Source organism: Streptomyces sp. NPDC002676, from assembly GCF_053592455.1.
In genome coordinates, this window is record NZ_JBSFVT010000003.1 from 55889 (window position 1) to 72641 (window position 16753).

14 protein-coding genes and 1 pseudogene are annotated in these 16753 nt (G+C 69.1%); 5 read left to right on the forward strand and 10 right to left on the reverse strand.

From position 1 onward, the window contains the following. Positions 1-60 precede the first annotated feature (60 nt). The 3 genes from cydB to hisC form a co-directional block, all read right to left on the reverse strand. Entirely contained in the window at positions 61-1074 is a 1014-nt protein-coding gene (gene cydB, locus ACWD3E_RS10585) for a cytochrome d ubiquinol oxidase subunit II (RefSeq protein ID WP_451387178.1), read from the reverse strand. Between the two features lie 15 nt (positions 1075-1089). Further along, positions 1090-2598: a cytochrome ubiquinol oxidase subunit I gene (locus tag ACWD3E_RS10590; RefSeq protein ID WP_451387179.1), complete on the reverse strand. Its 1509-nt coding sequence runs from the start codon at positions 2596-2598 to the stop codon at positions 1090-1092. 405 nt (positions 2599-3003) lie between these two features. Beyond that, the gene (gene hisC, locus ACWD3E_RS10595; protein WP_451387180.1) at positions 3004-4083 is read right to left on the reverse strand and encodes a histidinol-phosphate transaminase; all 1080 of its coding nucleotides are present in this window, start codon (positions 4081-4083) and stop codon (positions 3004-3006) included. Positions 4084-4502: 419 nt separating this feature from the next. Between hisC and ACWD3E_RS10600 the strand changes: the two genes are divergently transcribed. The 3 genes from ACWD3E_RS10600 to ACWD3E_RS10610 all read left to right on the forward strand — a co-directional run bounded on the left by ACWD3E_RS10600 (position 4503) and on the right by ACWD3E_RS10610 (position 8099). Then, positions 4503-5615, forward strand: a complete 1113-nt coding sequence (locus ACWD3E_RS10600) for a LacI family DNA-binding transcriptional regulator (RefSeq protein WP_451387181.1) — start codon at positions 4503-4505, stop codon at positions 5613-5615. A gap of 344 nt (positions 5616-5959) precedes the next feature. Then, positions 5960-7039, forward strand: coding sequence for a metallophosphoesterase (locus tag ACWD3E_RS10605; RefSeq protein WP_451387182.1), 1080 nt, complete (start codon positions 5960-5962; stop codon positions 7037-7039). Between the two features lie 181 nt (positions 7040-7220). Further along, positions 7221-8099, forward strand: a complete 879-nt coding sequence (locus tag ACWD3E_RS10610) for a hypothetical protein (protein WP_451387183.1) — start codon at positions 7221-7223, stop codon at positions 8097-8099. Positions 8100-8228: 129 nt separating this feature from the next. On the opposite strand, the pseudogene ACWD3E_RS10615 reads toward ACWD3E_RS10610, so the two are convergent. Both ACWD3E_RS10615 and ACWD3E_RS10620 read right to left on the reverse strand, forming a co-directional pair. Continuing rightward, positions 8229-8369, reverse strand: a pseudogene (locus ACWD3E_RS10615) (thiamine biosynthesis protein ThiC); the annotation flags it as partial. A gap of 19 nt (positions 8370-8388) precedes the next feature. After that, positions 8389-9378, reverse strand: coding sequence for a DUF5937 family protein (locus ACWD3E_RS10620; RefSeq protein WP_451387184.1), 990 nt, complete (start codon positions 9376-9378; stop codon positions 8389-8391). A 103-nt stretch (positions 9379-9481) separates the two neighbouring features. Between ACWD3E_RS10620 and ACWD3E_RS10625 the strand changes: the two genes are divergently transcribed. Then, a complete protein-coding gene (locus ACWD3E_RS10625; RefSeq protein WP_451387185.1) occupies positions 9482-10774 on the forward strand; it encodes an MFS transporter in 1293 nt (430 codons plus the stop codon). A gap of 61 nt (positions 10775-10835) precedes the next feature. On the opposite strand, the gene thiC is transcribed toward ACWD3E_RS10625, so the two are convergent. Next, a complete protein-coding gene (thiC, locus tag ACWD3E_RS10630) occupies positions 10836-12650 on the reverse strand; it encodes a phosphomethylpyrimidine synthase ThiC (protein ID WP_451387186.1) in 1815 nt (604 codons plus the stop codon). 240 nt (positions 12651-12890) lie between these two features. Between thiC and ACWD3E_RS10635 the strand changes: the two genes are divergently transcribed. Continuing rightward, positions 12891-14306, forward strand: coding sequence for a YibE/F family protein (locus ACWD3E_RS10635; protein ID WP_451387187.1), 1416 nt, complete (start codon positions 12891-12893; stop codon positions 14304-14306). A 92-nt stretch (positions 14307-14398) separates the two neighbouring features. On the opposite strand, the gene ACWD3E_RS10640 is transcribed toward ACWD3E_RS10635, so the two are convergent. The 4 genes from ACWD3E_RS10640 to ACWD3E_RS10655 all read right to left on the reverse strand — a co-directional run bounded on the left by ACWD3E_RS10640 (position 14399) and on the right by ACWD3E_RS10655 (position 16695). Further along, positions 14399-14836 (reverse strand): SsgA family sporulation/cell division regulator, encoded by a 438-nt coding sequence (locus tag ACWD3E_RS10640; protein ID WP_451349875.1) that lies wholly within the window; start codon positions 14834-14836, stop codon positions 14399-14401. Positions 14837-14935: 99 nt separating this feature from the next. Next, positions 14936-15727, reverse strand: a complete 792-nt coding sequence (locus ACWD3E_RS10645) for an IclR family transcriptional regulator (protein ID WP_451387188.1) — start codon at positions 15725-15727, stop codon at positions 14936-14938. Between the two features lie 296 nt (positions 15728-16023). Continuing rightward, on the reverse strand, positions 16024-16236 hold the full coding sequence (locus ACWD3E_RS10650) for a DUF5326 family protein (RefSeq protein WP_365176290.1): 213 nt from the start codon (positions 16234-16236) through the stop codon (positions 16024-16026). Between the two features lie 141 nt (positions 16237-16377). Continuing rightward, positions 16378-16695 (reverse strand): cupin domain-containing protein, encoded by a 318-nt coding sequence (locus ACWD3E_RS10655; protein WP_451349877.1) that lies wholly within the window; start codon positions 16693-16695, stop codon positions 16378-16380. Positions 16696-16753 lie beyond the last annotated feature (58 nt).

Here is a 16753-nt window from a genome sequence, read left to right on the forward strand (position 1 = left end):
ACGGGAAGGGTGTTTCACGTGAAACGTCGGGCACCATCGCGAAACACCCTCCCCTGTAAATCAGTGCGCGGTGGCAGGGTCCGGAGCGATGTGCTGCGTGCCGATCCGCTGACGGAACACCCAGTAGGTCCACCCCTGGTAGAGCAGCACGAACGGTGTGGCGATCGCCGCGCACCAGGTCATGATCTTCAAGGTGTACGGGCTCGACGAGGCGTTGGTGACCGTGAGGCTCCATTCGCTGTTGAGCGTGGACGGCATGACGTTCGGGAAGAGCGACAGGAAGAGCATCGCCACGGCGGCGACGATGGTGAGGCCGGACAGGGCGAACGACCAGCCCTCGCGCCCCACCTGGTTGGCCACCAGCGCGGCCACCAGGGCGACGACCGCCACGATCAGAGCGACCAGGCTCTTGCCGTCACCGCTGTCGGCCTGCGTCCACAGCAGGAAGGCGAGCGCCACGACCGCCGCGACGGGACCCACCCACAGGGCCAGCTTCCGCGCCCGCGTCCGGATGTCCCCGACGGTCTTGAGCGCGGTGAACACCGTGCCGTGGAAGGTGAAGAGCGTCAGCGTCACCAGACCGCCGAGCAGGGCATAGGGGTTGAGCAGGTCCCCGACGTTGCCCGCGTACTCGAAGTTCCGGTCGATCTTGACGCCGTGCACGATGTTCGCGAAGGCCACGCCCCACAGGAACGCCGGGATCAGCGAGGTCCAGAAGATCGCGGTCTCCCAGTTGCGCTGCCAGGTCTCGTCGGGCCGCTTCGCCCGGTACTCGAAGGCCACGCCCCGGACGATCAGGCACACGAGGATGAGCAGCAGCGGCAGATAGAAGCCGGAGAAGAGCGTGGCGTACCACTCGGGGAAGGCGGCGAAGGTCGCACCGCCCGCCGAGAGCAGCCACACCTCGTTGCCGTCCCAGACGGGCCCGATGGTGTTGATCAGCACCCGCCGTTCGGGCCGGTTCCGGGCCAGCAGCTTGGTGAGGATGCCGACCCCGAAGTCGAAGCCCTCCAGGAAGAAGTAGCCGGTCCACAGAACGGCGATCAGAACGAACCAGACGTCGTGAAGTTGCATGACTGTTCCCCCGGCCTAGTACGAGAAGGCCATCGGCTTGTCGGCGTCACGCATGTCGCCGCCGATCTTCGTGGGCGGATTGAGGTCGGCCTCGGTCAGCTCGGGCGGGCCCGCCTTGGCGTACTTGGCGAGAAGCCTGACCTCGACGACGGCGAGGGTGGCGTACAGCGCGGTGAGGACGATCATCGAGGTGAGGATCTCGCCCTGGGAGACACCGGGGGAGACCGCGTGCCGGGTCTGCAGGACGCCGTAGACCACCCACGGCTGACGGCCCATCTCGGTGAAGATCCAGCCCCAGGAGTTGGCGATCAGCGGGAAGGCCAGCGTCCAGACGGCGATCCGCCAGTACCAGACCGTCAGCTTCGGGCTGAGGGCCTTCTTCCTGAACAGGACCAGATGCGGCACCTCGTCCTCGCCCACGCGCAGATGCTTCGGCAGCATGAACTTCTTCCGGGTCAGCCAGAGGCCGGCCAGGCCGATGGCGAAGGAGGTCATGCCGAAGCCGATCATCCAGCGGAAGCCCCAGAAGGTGACGGGGATGTTGGGCCGGTAGTCGCCGGGTCCGAACTTCTTCTGCTCGGCCTTGTTGACATCGTTGATGCCAGGGACGTATGAGCCGAAGTCGTCGTTGGCCAGGAAGGACAGCAGACCCGGGATCTCTATCGCGACGGTGTTGTGGCCCTTCTGCACGTCACCGTAGGCGAAGATCGAGAACGGCGCGGGCTTCTGGCCGTCCCACAGCGCCTCGGCGGCTGCCATCTTCATCGGCTGCTGCTTGAACATGACCTTGCCGAGCGTGTCACCGCTGATCGCGGTGAGCATGCCGGCGATGACCACGGTGATGAGGCCGAGGCGCAGCGAGGTCTTCATCTCGCGTATGTGCTTCTTGCGGGACAGGTGGTAGGCGGAGATACCCACCATGAAGGCACCGCCGGTCAGGAACGCCGCCGACAGCGTGTGGAAGGCCTGGCTGAGCGCGGTGTTCTGGGTCAGGACATGCCAGAAGTCGGTGAGCTCGGCGCGGCCCTTCGCCTTGTTGATCCGGTAGCCGACGGGGTGCTGCATCCACGAGTTGGCCGCGAGGATGAAGTAGGCCGACAGGATCGTGCCGAGCGAGACCATCCAGATGCAGGCCAGGTGGATCTTCTTGGGCAGCTTGTCCCAGCCGAAGATCCACAGCCCGATGAACGTGGACTCGAAGAAGAAGGCGATCAGTGCTTCGAAGGCCAGCGGGGCACCGAAGATGTCACCGACGAACCGCGAGTAGTCCGACCAGTTCATACCGAACTGGAACTCCTGCACGATGCCGGTGACCACACCCATCGCGATGTTGATCAGGAAGAGCTTGCCCCAGAACTTCGTCGCCCTGAGGTACTTCTCGTTCTCCGTGCGCACCCAGGCCGTCTGCAGTCCGGCCGTGAGGGCGGCCAGCGAGATCGTCAGAGGGACGAACAGGAAGTGGTAGACGGTAGTGATGCCGAACTGCCAGCGCGCCAGTGTCTCCGGCGCCAAAGCCAAATCCACGTCGTCAGCTCCTTACTCCGCCGCAGAAGCGGCAGTTTGCCCCTTTTGTTGCAACATCACGGGAGCAATGAGACTCGCTTGTGAACGCGTTCACATTCACAAGCCATTATGACGCACTGATTTTCGACACTCGAAGGGGGGTCCCCCCCTTCGCCTCGATGTCAACCCCTCGGCAGCGACTTCAACATCTTGTTGAATTGCGCGCCTCGACACGGGTGTGGCTGTTTCACGTGAAACGGATGCCCGGCAGGCAGTGGAGCCGGGCACCGTGGCCTTCTGGACGGACGGCGACGCACTCGCCCTCCCCTACGGCCGCCCGCGTCCTGGCCACCGTCCGCGACGGAGACCCCGTACGCGTGGAACTGACGGACGGCCAGGACTGATCGCACCGGCGGGGAGCGCGGACTACAGCTCCTTGCGGAACCCTTCCGCCACCTTCAGGAAGATGTCGTTCGCCTCGGACTCCCCGATCGTGACCCGCACACCCTCGCCGGGGAACGGCCGGACCACCACGCCGTGCTGCTCACAGGCCTGCGCGAACGCGACCGTGCGCTCCCCGAGCCGCAGCCACACGAAGTTCGCCTGGGTCTCCGGCACGGTCCACCCCTGGGCGCGCAGCCCGTCGACCACGCGCGCACGCTCGCACACCAGCGAACCCACCCGGCCCAGCAGCTCGTCCTCGGCGCGCAGCGAGGCCACCGCCGCGTCCTGCGCGAACTGGCTCACCCCGAACGGCACCGCCGTCTTGCGCAGCGCCGCCGCCACCGGCTCATGGGCGACCGCGAAACCGACGCGCAGCCCGGCGAGCCCGTACGCCTTGGAGAACGTGCGCAGCACGCAGACGTTCGGCCGCTCCCGGTACAGCTCGATGCCGTCGGGCACCTCGGTGTCGCGGATGAACTCGCGGTAGGCCTCGTCCAGGACCACCAGCACATCGCCGGGCACCCGGTCGAGGAACCGCTCCAGCTCGGCCCGCCGCACCACCGTGCCGGTCGGGTTGTTCGGGTTGCAGACGAAGATCAGGCGCGTCCGGTCGGTGATCGCGTCCGCCATGGCGTCCAGGTCGTGCACATCGCCGGGCGTGAGCGGCACCTGCACCGGCCGGGCACCGCTGATCTGCGTGATGATCGGGTACGCCTCGAAGGAGCGCCAGGCATAGATCACCTCGTCGCCGGGCCCGCTGGTGGCCTGCAGCAGCTGCTGGGCGACACCCACCGAGCCGGTGCCGGTGGCCAGGTGCGAGAGCGGGACACCGAAGCGCTCCGACAGCTCGTTCATCAGCTCGGTGCACGCCATGTCCGGGTAGCGGTTGAAGGCGGCGGCGGCCTCGGTCACCCGCTCCAGCACGCCGGGCAGCGGGGGATACGGGTTCTCGTTGGAGGACAGCTTGTAGGCGGCCGGTCCGCCCGCGGCTGCGGGCTTCCCGGGCTTGTAGGTGGGGATACCCTCCAGCTCCGCGCGCAGCTTGGGGCTCGTCTCGCTCACCGCAGTCCTCCTCGCGACCGCCGGCGGACTGTCGACGCCGCCGGCTTCCATTACTCCTCACCATATGAGGATTCGGCGCCGCTGCGTACAGGTGCGGGGCAAAGCTCGTGATCCCCACCGGCATCAGGGGCATCGTCAGACGAAGGCGTACGCATCGGGGGGCGCGCCCTACATATATCTATGCGCCGGTGGCTTGCGCCCTGGCGCGCATCACCCGTGAAGGTGAGTTGAGACCTCTTCGAAACATCCGGCCCTTGGCAGGCCCATGCGCGTCAACACGCAACGTCCTCCCATCAAATCGAGCAACCGCCTTAGTTTCAAAGGCAGTTGGCGCTATATGATCATGCAGAAACGTGCCTGTCGACGCGTGCATATGCGTCCGCACTACCCCACCGCATGAGCCCTACTATCGGCTCGCCATGACAGCAGCAGGGAAGCACCAGGTGAGCCGCGCGGAAACCTCACGGCGAAGCAGCCGACCGGGCCGGGCGGGCATCAGAGACGTGGCCGCCGCCGCCGGGGTCTCCATCACGACCGTCTCCGATGCCCTCAACGGCAAGGGGCGGCTCCCGGATGCCACCCGGCGCCATGTCCGCGAGGTCGCCGACCGGCTGGGGTACCGCCCCTCGGCCGCCGCCCGCACCCTCCGTACCGGCAAGTCGGGGCTGATCGGCCTGACCGTGACGACGTACGGGGATGAACCTTTCACCTTCACGGAGTTCGCGTACTTCGCCGAGATGGCGCGGGCCGCCACCTCGGCCGCGCTCGCCCGCGGCTACGCCCTCGTCATCCTGCCCGCGACCTCCCGCCACGACGTGTGGTCCAACGTTGCCCTCGATGGCACCGTTGTCATCGACCCCTCCGACCAGGACCCGGTGGTCAGCGAACTCGTCCGGCAGGGACTGCCGGTCGTCTCCGACGGCCGCCCGGCCGGCGCGCTCCCGGTCACCGCCTGGGTCGACAACGACCACGAGGCCGCCGTACTCGGCATCCTCGACCACCTCGCCGACGCGGGCGCCCGCCGGATCGGCCTGCTCACGGGCACCACGACGGACACCTACACCCACCTGTCCACCACCGCGTACCTGCGCTGGTGCGAACGGGTCGGCCAGGCCCCGGTCTACGAGGCCTACCCTGCGCACGACCCGTGCGCGGGCGCCGTCGCCGCCGACCGGCTGCTCGCCCGCCCCGACCGGCCCGACGCCGTCTACGGACTGTTCGACCCCAACGGCACCGACCTGCTCGCCGCCGCCCGCCGCTACGGCCTGCGCGTCCCCGACGACCTGCTGCTGGTGTGCTGCAGCGAGTCCACCGTGTACGCCAACACCGAGCCGCCGATCACCACGCTCTCCCTGAAGCCGCGCCGCATCGGCACCGCCGTGGTCCAGCTCCTCATCGACGCCATCGAGGGCGTCGAGTCGGACCATCCGGTCGAGCAGGTGATACCGACCGAGCTGATCGTGCGCACCTCCTCCCAGCGGCGCCCGCAGCGCACGACGGTCAGCCCGCCGCGCACCCCGGACGAGGGATAGCGGGGGAGCACGGAAGCACCGGACGGCGCACGGCCGGGACACGCGACGCGCACGGTCCGGTGCGCCCCCGCACGACCGGCCTCCCACCCCCGCCGGCCGCCCCGCACGACCGAGCCGTCCGCCCCGCCGGTCGGCTGACGCGGGCCGGTATCCGGGCGGCGCCAGGGGTAACCCCTGCCCAAACGGGGCGAAAGCCGCGGTGAACTGGAGTCTTGTTCCGATTCACCACCCCTGGGTCATCACACGGCGCGACGCGCATTCCTATGATGGGCCCACGACACCGCGGGCCGTGCGACCAGGCAGTCCGAAGCGGTGCAGATGCGGCGCGATGGTGGAGGGGTCGGATGACTCAGGGGGCCGGTCAGGGACCCGAGACGGAGCGGACGGCGACGTTGCGCGACTTCCGGGTACCCGCGTACGTCCATGAGACCGGTCCGTACGTCCAGGCCGTCCACCCCGGCGACACCGACACGCCCGCCGAGGAGACGTACCCCGACGGCTACACGCCCACCCAGCGCGACCTGCCCGTCATCAACCGCGGAGACACGCTCCAGGTCCCCGTCGATCCGGCTCCCGCCGCCCCGGCCCCGCAGCCCGCGACCGGCCAGGGCCCCCTGTACGTCGTCGGGGACGTCCATGGCTACCTCGACGAACTGGTGGCCGCCCTGCAGGAGAAGGGGCTGATCGACGCCTCGGGCCAGTGGTGCGCGGGCACCACGCGGCTGTGGTTCCTCGGCGACTTCACCGACCGCGGCCCGGACGGCATCGGCGTCATCGACCTGGTGATGCGGCTGTCCGCCGAGGCAGCCGCGGCAGGCGGCTACTGCAAGGCCCTCATGGGCAACCACGAGCTCCTGCTGCTCGGCGCCAAGCGGTTCGGCGACACCCCCGTCAACTCCGGCGCGGGCACCGCCACCTTCCAGGCCGCCTGGCTGCTCAACGGCGGCCAGAAGACCGACATGGACCGCCTCCAGGACCACCACCTGCAGTGGATGGCCCGCCTGGACGCCGTCGAGGAGGTCGACGGCTATTTGCTCCTGCACTCCGACACCACCGCCTACCTCGACTACGGCGACTCGATCGAGGCGGTCAACGACACCGTCCGCGAGACGCTCACGCGCAACGACGCGGACGAGTGCTGGGACCTGTTCCGCAAGTTCACCAAGCGCTTCTCCTTCCGCGACGAGGGCGGCGCCGACGCCGTCCGCTCCCTCCTCGATACGTACGGCGGCACCCGCGTCGTTCACGGCCACAGCCCCATTCCCTACCTGCTCGGCGAAGTCGGCTCCGAGGACGGCGAGGAAAGCACTGGTCCCGTCGTCGAGGGGCCGCACGTCTACGCCGACGGGCTCGCCATCGCCATGGACGGCGGAGTGACCATGGCCGGAAAGCTGCTGGTCCAACAACTTCCCCTGGATAACTGACCGTTCAGCGGGCAGGCGTTCACCGGCGGCTGCGCACACGTCGGTAACTCAATTTCCGGCAATCCCCTGTCACCGCGCGCCGTCACGGCTCTACCATCGGCTTATCCGTAGCAGGCTCCCCTCCGTTTCTGCCCGACGGCTCGCCGGCGTGCGAGCCACAAGCCCTACGGAGCATCGGGGGATGCACATGAACAGCGTTCCGCAGCACCTGCTGAGCGAGGACCGCCAGGAATTCGAGCGGATCCTCGATGAGGCGCTGCGCTCCGCACCACACCGACCGGAACTGGCCGCTGTCGGACAGCGGCTCAACCCCGAACAACTGCGCACCATGGCGCTCAACGCCAGCACACTCATCACGGCCGCCGCGGCGACCGAGTACCAGCACTACGTGACGGTCCGCGAGGAACTGCGCCGTCCGGCGCCGTCCGTCCTCCCGGTCCCCGACGACTCCGGTTCCACGGAACCGGCTTCGGACGGGCCGGGGCTCGCCACCGCCCTTGGCGACACCCCTCTCGGCGAGGCCGCCGAGACCACCGGCGCGGGCGCCGTCGCGGTGATCGCCGTGCTGGCGCCGGTCCTCGCCGGAACCGCCGCGGCGATCTTCCTGCTCGTCGGCTACATCCTGAAGACGGTCGCCCCCGGGCAGACCTTCGCCCAGACCATGCTCACCGCCGGCTGGGTGTTCGGTGCCGTGACCGCGGCCTCGGTCCTCGTCGCCGCCGTCGGGCTGCTGCTCACCGCCCTGCGCAACGGCGCCGCGGCGGACAGCGACGCCCACGACGCGGCGGCCGAGAAGGTCGCCAGGGCCAGAGAGGCCTGGCGGGACGCCCTGCTGGAGCGCGGCATCCTGCCGTTCCTGCAGGATGCGCTCACCCAGCCCGGCGCGGCGGCCCTGCAGCACACGGCCCGTCCCACCCCGACCGGCCGCATGCCCCGCCTGGGCTACGGCCGCCCCGGCTTCAGCAGCCCGGACGACGGCGCCGCATCCGGCCGCCCGAGCTTCACCAGTCCCGACTACACCAGCCCGGACTTCGGCGGCCCGGAGCACCAGCCGGAATAGCCCGGCTCACGCCCCTCGAAAGGCGTGAGCCGAACCGGGCGGGACCAGACCTGCCTTCGCGGCCGACCGGGCGTGGCCCCACCACCCCGGTCAGCCGCCTCCTGCCGTACGGGCGACGTCAGCCGGCCGTCAGTCGGCCAGGGGGAGATAGACCCGGTTGCCCGCCGCCGCGAACTCCTTCGACTTCTGGGCCATACCCTCCTCGGTCTCGGCCCGGCTGCCGCCGTGCTCGCGGCGGATGTCCTGCGAGATCTTCATCGACGACAACTTCAGCCCGTAGGCAGCACATTCACCCATCACCTCGTGCATCCGCAGCAGCCAGCAGGACTTCCGCCGCCTCGGTGCGGATGTACAGCACGTACCGGCCACTGCGGTGCGCGTCGACCAGGCCGGCGGAGCGGAGGGCGGTCAGGTGCTGGGAGACTCCGCCGGCGCTGATCCCGGTGCGGCGGGCCAGGTCGGTTGTTGAGGCGGGTGTGTCGAGTTCGGCCAGCAGGCGGGTCCTGGACCGGCCGATGACCGCTGCCAGGGCCTGTGGGAGGGCAGACCGCCGTTCCCAGAGTGCGGCCACGCCGCGCGGCGGATAGCGCAGGGTGGGTTGCCAGTTCGGGCTGATCACGGAGAAGATCCTGGGCCAGACGAACACCGACGGCACGAGCAGGAGGCCGCGTCCGCCGAGTTGCCGGCTGCCACGGGCGTAATGGTGCCCGACGTACAGGGTGTCCTCGTCCCAGGTCACGTTGGCCCCCAGGTCGCCCAGCAGCTGATCCGCTCCGTGTTCGGCGAACAGCCTGGCCCGGTGAAGCACGTCACCCTCCAAGAGGGAGCGCATCCGCGGCCAGTACGGCGCGAGGGCGACCTCCCAGTAGGCCTCGACGAGTTCAGCGAGTTCGGCGAGACCGCGGCGCGGATCGCTGCGCAGCCGATCGATCCGCTCGGAACGCGGCGCGCGTGGACCGCCGAGGCCGGACCGGACCTGCTCGGGTGGTGTGGCACGCAGTACGGCCATCTCCAGTCCCAGATCGGCGACCGAGGTTGTCGGTGGCGGTGCGATGAAGACCGGTATCGACCGGGGCGGTTCCGGGACCAGATCGGCGAGCAGACGCCAGTCCAACCCCGAGGCGGCCAACCGGCTGCCGACCTCGGCGGTCCACGGGTGGTACAGGGGGTGCTCGGCCGGGCGCTTCAACACCCTGACGCTGGCGACCACCTCCCACAGCGGCGACAGGGCGAACCGGGTGCGGGCCAGGTCGCGGACGGAGAACACCAGGTCCAGCACGGTGCAGCCCTTCTGCGTCGGAAGAGCCCGCGGCCAGCGGGTCAGGATTCAGTACAGCCTAAATTCCTCGCTCGCCGGTCGGCCCCGGCAGGAACCTCACTCCATGACCAGTACTGATCTCGCTCACGGGCCGGGCACGGCCGCGCCCACCCTCGAGCCGTATCCTTCGGCCCTCCGGAACCCGGGCTTCCGACTGCTTGTCGGCGCCGCCGCGGTGAGCAAGCTCGGCACCGCGGTGAGTTCCCTGGCGATACCGCTGACCGCCGTCCTGGCCCTGCACAGCTCGGCCGGACAGGTCGGCGTTCTGGCGACGCTGAGCACCCTCGCCTTCCTGCTGATCGGCCTGCCGGCCGGAGCCTGGGTGGACCGGATCCGGAAGCGGCCCGTGATGATCGCTGCCGACCTTGTCAGGGCCGCGCTGTTCGGGTCCGTGCCGGCCGCCTGGCTGCTCGGCTGCCTGACGATCCAACAGCTCTACCTGGTGGTCCTGTTGGCGGGCGCCGCCACGGTCTTCTTCGACGTGGCCGCACTGAGCCAACTGCCCGAACTGGTCGGGCGGGCACAGCTCACCCAGGCCAACGCCTACCTGGTGACGGTGGACTCCCTCACCCTGATCGGTGGGCGCAGCGCGGGTGGCTTCCTGGTGGCGCTGCTGTCCGCCCCGACGGCGGTCGTGATCGACGCGGCCAGCTACCTGTGGTCGGCGGTCCTCCTGCTGCGTATCCGCCAGGCGGACCCGCGCCCGCAGCACCGGCGCGACGCACGGCTCAGCGGCGAGATCCGGGAGGGCCTGCGCTTCGTGCTCGGCAACCCGACCCTGCGGGCGATTGCGCTCGCAGGGGCACTGACGAACCTGTCCATCCAGCTGTGTCAGACCATGCTGCCGGTGTTGTTCGCCCGTGAACTCGGCTTCTCCGACGGCGTCATCGGCCTGTTCTTCGCGGTTGGTGGTCTCGGCGTGTTCATCGGTTCGATGTCGGCCCGATGGTTGGCCCGCCGGGTCGGCGCAGGCCGGGTGCTGTGGCTGATGGGCCTGGCCATTGCGCCGTTCGGCGCTCTGCTGGCGCTGGCCGATCGCGGACCGGCCCTCTGGTTCGCCGCGGCCGCCTGGCTGATCACCACATGCAAGGTCGGCATCGACAACGTGATCAAGGTCAGCTTCCGCCAGAGCGTGACACCGGACCGTCTTCTCGGCCGGATGAACGCCACCATGCGGGTCCTGCTGACCGGCTCACTCGCGATCGGCGCGGCCCTGGCCGGCCTGCTGGGCGAACTCGCCTCCGTCCGAACCGCCCTCTGGCTCGGTGCCGTCGGGCTCGCCCTGGTCTGGGTACCGATCTTCTTCTCACCACTGCGCACCCAGCGCGAGCTGCCCGGCCCCGGCGCTCTGCGGTGAACGGATGACCACGACAGAGCGCCGCCCCGAGTTCGCTCGGGGACGGCGCTCCGGTTGCCTGTCAGTCCGCCATCGGCAGGTACACCCGGTTCCCGTTCTCCGCGAACTCCTTCGACTTCTGGAGCATCCCCTCAGCGACCTCCTCAGGCGAGGCCCCCTCAGCCGCCGCACCACCGAACCGCTCTGTGATGCTTTGGCTGATCTTCATCGAGCAGAACTTCGGCCCGCACATCGAGCAGAAGTGAGCCGTCTTGGCGGGCTCGGCCGGCAGGGTCTCGTCGTGGAACTCCCGTGCCGTGTCCGGGTCCAGGGCGAGGTTGAACTGGTCCTCCCACCGGAACTCGAAGCGGGCGTCGGACAGCGCGTCGTCCCAGGCCTGCGCATCCGGGTGCCCCTTGGCGAGGTCGGCTGCGTGGGCGGCGATCTTGTAGGTGATGACGCCGGTCTTGACGTCGTCACGGTTGGGCAGGCCCAGGTGCTCCTTGGGCGTGACGTAGCAGAGCATCGCCGTGCCCCACCAGGCGATCATCGCGGCACCGATGCCGGAGGTGATGTGGTCGTACGCCGGCGCGATGTCCGTGGTCAGCGGGCCGAGCGTATAGAACGGAGCCTCATCGCAGATCTCCTGCTGAAGGTCGATGTTCTCCTTGATCTTGTGCATCGGGACGTGACCGGGGCCCTCGATCATCGTCTGCACGTTGAAACCCTTGGCGATCCGGTTGAGTTCCCCGAGCGTGCGCAACTCCGCGAACTGCGCCTCGTCGTTGGCGTCGGCGATCGAGCCCGGCCGAAGGCCGTCGCCCAGCGAGTACGTGACGTCGTAGGCGGCGAGGATCTCGCACAGTTCCTCGAAGTTCTCGTACAGGAACGACTCCTTGTGGTGCGCCAGGCACCACGCGGCCATGATCGAGCCGCCGCGCGAGACGATGCCGGTCTTGCGGTTGGCGGTGAGCGGCACGTACGGCAGCCGGACGCCCGCATGGACCGTCATGTAGTCCACGCCCTGCTCGGCCTGCTCGATGACCGTGTCCTTGTAGATCTCCCAGGTCAGCTCTTCGGCCTTGCCGTCGACCTTTTCCAGGGCCTGGTAGAGCGGCACCGTGCCGATCGGGACGGGGGAGTTGCGCAGCACCCACTCGCGGGTGGTGTGGATGTTGCGGCCGGTGGAGAGGTCCATGACCGTGTCGGCGCCCCAGCGGGTCGCCCAGGTCATCTTCTCGACCTCTTCCTCGATGGAGGACGTCACCGCGGAGTTGCCGATGTTGGCGTTGACCTTCACCAGGAACCGCTTGCCGATGATCATCGGCTCGATCTCCGGGTGGTTGACGTTGGCCGGCAGCACCGCGCGGCCCGCCGCGATCTCCTCCCGGACCACCTCGGGCGACACGTTCTCCCGGACGGCCACGTACTCCATCTCGGGCGTGATCTCGCCCCGGCGCGCATACGCGAGCTGCGTGACCGCCTGGCCGTCACGACCACGCCGCGGCTGACGCGGACGTCCGGGGAAGACGGCGTCGAGGTTGCGCAGCCCCCCGCGCGGCGAGGTGTGCTTGATCCCGTCGTCCTCCGGACGGACGGGACGGCCCGCGTACTCCTCGGTGTCGCCGCGGGCGATGATCCAGTTCTCCCGCAGCGGCGACAGGCCCCTGCGGACGTCGGTGTCGACGAGTGGATCGGTGTACGGGCCCGAGGTGTCGTACAACGTGACCGACTGCCCGTTGGTGAGGTGCACCTGACGGACCGGCACGCGCAGGTCGGAGCGCGAGCCCTCGATGTACGCCTTGTGCCAGCCGATGGACTTCCCGGCCTCCCCGTTCGACGACCCGTTCGTCGCGTTCTGCGTGGAGGCAGGCGTGCGTGCGTCCTTGTTGGTCATGAGACCTACTCCCTACGCCGGCATTACCCGGTAACAGGTTCGGCGGTCGACGCAGCGGCTTCCGTCTGTCGCTGTTTCACGTGAAACTTCGTACGTTCCCTGTGAAACACCGCGAAACGGAGGTCAGCGCCCTCTCAGCCCGGTGCTCCGAGCTCCCGCGTGTGCAAAGGTGCCCCCACGCTAGCGTCAATCCGGGAGCGGTGAACAGAGGGGCCCCGGCGTTCTTGCGATGATCGGGCGGTGACCACGATGCAGCAGTACCCCTCCCAGCCGCCCGAGCCGCCCCGTCGAGGCCGCCCCGGCTCGGGCGGCGGTCACAGTCACGCGCACGGTCACGACCAGGGCCACGGCCACGCGCACGGCCACAGTCACAGCCACGGCCCGGCCGCCCCCGTCTCCCAGCACCTGCGCAAGGTCATCGCCGCGATCCTGATCCCGTTCACGGCGGCAGTCGTGGTCGGCCTGCTGGTGCTCTGGCCCGGAGGAGCCCCGGCGCACAAGCGCACCGGCGTCGGATTCGACCGGCAGACGCAGCAGGCCACGGTCACCGAGGTGATCAAGGTGAGCTGCGCCTCGGTGAACGCCTCGGGCGGCAGCCTGACCGGCGACGTCTCCGCTGCCGGGGGAAACTCCGCCGCACAGAAGCCGAACGGCACCTGCAAGAAGGCGACCATCCGGGTCGACACCGGCAAGGACAAGGGCCGCACGTTCACCGAGATCGTGCAGCCGGACCAGTCACGCCAACTGGACCAGGGCGAGAAGGTCGTGGTCGCCTACGAGCCTTCGGCGCCGAAGAACCTGCAGTACTCGGTCACCGATGTGAACCGGCAGTTCCCGATGGCCCTGCTCGCCGGGATCTTCGCGGTCGCCGTCGTCGTGGTGGGGCGCATGCGTGGTGTCATGGCGCTGATCGCGCTGGCCGTGAGCTTCCTGGTGCTGACCCTGTTCATCCTGCCCGCGATTCTGCAGGGTTCGAATCCGCTGCTCGTGGCGGTCGTCGGGTCCAGCGCCATCATGCTGATCGCCCTGTACATGTGCCACGGCCTGTCGGCCCGCACGTCCGTGGCGGTGCTCGGCACCCTGATCTCGCTGTGCCTGATCGGTGTGCTCGGCTCGCTGTTCATCGGCTGGGCCGCACTCACCGGCAACACGGACGACAGCACCGGACTGATCCACGGCCTGTACCCGAAGATCGACATGAGCGGCCTGCTGCTGGCCGGCGTCATCATCGGCTCGCTCGGTGTCCTGGACGACGTGACGGTGACGCAGACGTCCGCCGTGTGGGAGCTGCACGAGGCCAATCCGTCGATGGGCTGGCGCGGGCTGTACCGGGCGGGCATCCGCATTGGCCGCGACCACATCGCCTCCGTGGTCAACACCCTCGTCCTCGCCTACGCCGGTGCCGCACTGCCGCTCCTGCTGCTGTTCTCGATCGCGCAGAGCAGCGTGGGGACGGTGGCCAACAGCGAGCTGGTGGCGGAGGAGATCGTGCGCACGCTGGTGGGCTCGATCGGCCTGGTCGCCTCGGTCCCGGTCACGACCGCTCTCGCCGCTTTGGTGGTGGCGGCCGACCGGCCCGCACCGGACACGGCGGCACCCGCCGGGGCCCCGACCACCACGGCACGCGGCGGACGGGGCCGACGCCGGAAGCGGTGATCCCGGCGGGAGTCGGTGACCCCGATGCAGAACCGTTCCTGCACCGTCCCGCGCGGCACGGCCGAGCGCCTGACGCCCCGTGCCGTAACGCTTCAGCCGGCGCTCTGCTCCTCGGCCAGGATGCGGTCCAAGGCCTCGTCGAGGTGGGCGTCGAAATCGGCGAGCGCACCCTCCTGACCCAACGGCACCAGCTTGTCCGTACGGTCGAGGAAGGCCACGAGCGGTGGCACCGAGGAGCGGAACAGCGCCTGGTCGGAGCCGACCTGAAGCCGGATCAGCACCTCGCCCAGCACCTCGGAATCGGCGGGGGCGATGTGCACATCCCCCTCGCCGCACGGCCGGCCGACCCCGTCGACCAGCAACTCCCGCCCGAAGGCCCAGGTCACCGGGGCATCACCGGGCAGGTGGAAGGTGAGCCGCACGGCATAGGGATCACTGGTCTCGTAGCGCAACTCCACCGGAATGCGGAAGGAGAGCTCCTCGGACACGAGAAAGCTCATCATGACCTCTGCCTGTACGGACTCGCGCATCGCCTACCCCGTCATATGACGTCGACCGGCCGGGATCGATCCCTTTGACCATGGTCAAATCTTGCTGAACGTACACAGGAGATCACAAGGAGTGAGTTTTCAGATACTGATAGAGAGGGCAAGAGCTCCCAGATGGCGCCCGATCTCGGCCTGCAGCAGGTGCGCCGCGGGCAACAGCCGGTCGGCCTGGTGCGAGGGCAGCGAGATGGCGATCGTGGCCGCCGTGGTGCCGACCGTGATCGGCACCGCCGCACAGACCGTCCCGAGCGCGTACTCCTGCCGCTCCACCACCGGCTCCATGCGCGGCATCCGGTCCAGCCGCCGCAGCAGGGCGTGGTTGTCACGCACGGTGTACGGCGTGATGGCCTGCACGGGATAACGGGCGAGGTGGTCACGGCGGGCCTCCTCGTCCAGCTGGGAGAGCAGGCACTTCCCGACGGCGTGCGCGTGGCCGGTCTCGCGGAAGTCGGCCCACTCCTCGACGGCGGGGGCCTGTCGGGAGGCGGAGACGCACATGACCTCGATCTCACCGTCCCGGTACATCGCGTAGTACACCGGGACACCGATGCGGTCGCGCCAGTGCGCAAGCGTGTCGGCCACCGTGCTGCGACGTTTCTGCTGTGCTCCGCTGCTGCTCAGCTGTTCGGCCGCGTCACCGAGGAAGAACAGCCCCTTCTCGCGGCGCAGATAGCCCTCATGCACAAGGGTGCGCAGCAGGTGGTAGGCCGTGGGCAGGGCGAGGCCGGTCTCGCGGGCGAGCTGTTTGGCGGGGGCGCCGTACTCATGCCGGGCGACGGTCTCCAGCAGGCGCATGGCGCGCTGGACGGAGCCGATGAGGGTCGCGGATGGGGGTGGTTCCAGGCGGGCCCCGGAGCGCGGTTGTCCGGGCACGGCCGCGCCGGACGGCCGGCGGACGGAGGGTGGGCAGGAACGCGGCGGGGCGGGGGGTGCGTGGGGTCCTGCCGGTGCGGTGTCAACCGTGGCCAAGGGGTCACTCCCGAAACGCGAGGGGGCAGCCCGTGCGGGGAAGAGCACGGTGGGGGTATGCCGCCCACGGGGCCGGACCCCGCGGGGAGTTCCGGACTCTAACCGCCCGCCACCGCGCGCAGACGGCCTCCCGGGGAAACTTCCCTCGCCCGAGGGAACCGGTGCTTTCCGTTACCGGTCACCGGCTCTCCCGTGGTCCCTCACCAGTCGCTGCGCGACGAGGAGTTCGACATGAACTTCCGCACGATGTAGATCAGTCCGCCGACCAGAGCGACGAAGATCAGCGCCTTGAAGAGCAGGCCGATCACGAAGCCGACCACGGTCGCTATCAGGCCGCCGAACACGACCAGGGCGATGACCGGCACCGCGACCCACTTCACCCACCACGGAAGTCCCGCGAAGATCTCTCGCATTGCCCTTGTCCTTTGCGTCTGGTGCGTTGTCGGAGTCCCGCACTGTCTGCATCGATGCTAGGGCCGCGAGGGGTCATCGCGGGGGCCTCTCATCCCTTGTCCTCCCCTGACCCGTCCCCTAGGGAACCCCGAGGGCCGGGCTCAGGCCTCAGGTGGAGAGAAGACGACCATCACCCTGAGGTCCTCGCTGATGTGGTGGAACTTGTGGGCCACCCCGGCCGGTACGTAGACCACGCTGCCCCGGGCCACCTCGGTGGTCTCCATGCCGACCGTGATCGACGCCCGGCCGCTGACGACGAGGTACACCTCGTCCTGGTTGTGCGGCTTCTGCGGGTCGTGCTCGCCCGCGTTGAGCGCGTACAGGCCGACCGACATGTTCCGCTCGCGCAGGAACTGCAGGTAGGCACCCTCGTTGGCGGCTCGCTCCGCCTCCAGTTCGTCCAGCCGGAATGCCTTCATCGCCGTTGCCGACCTCGTCTCACTGCTCGTTCTCCATCCGGTCTGCCACGATCAGACA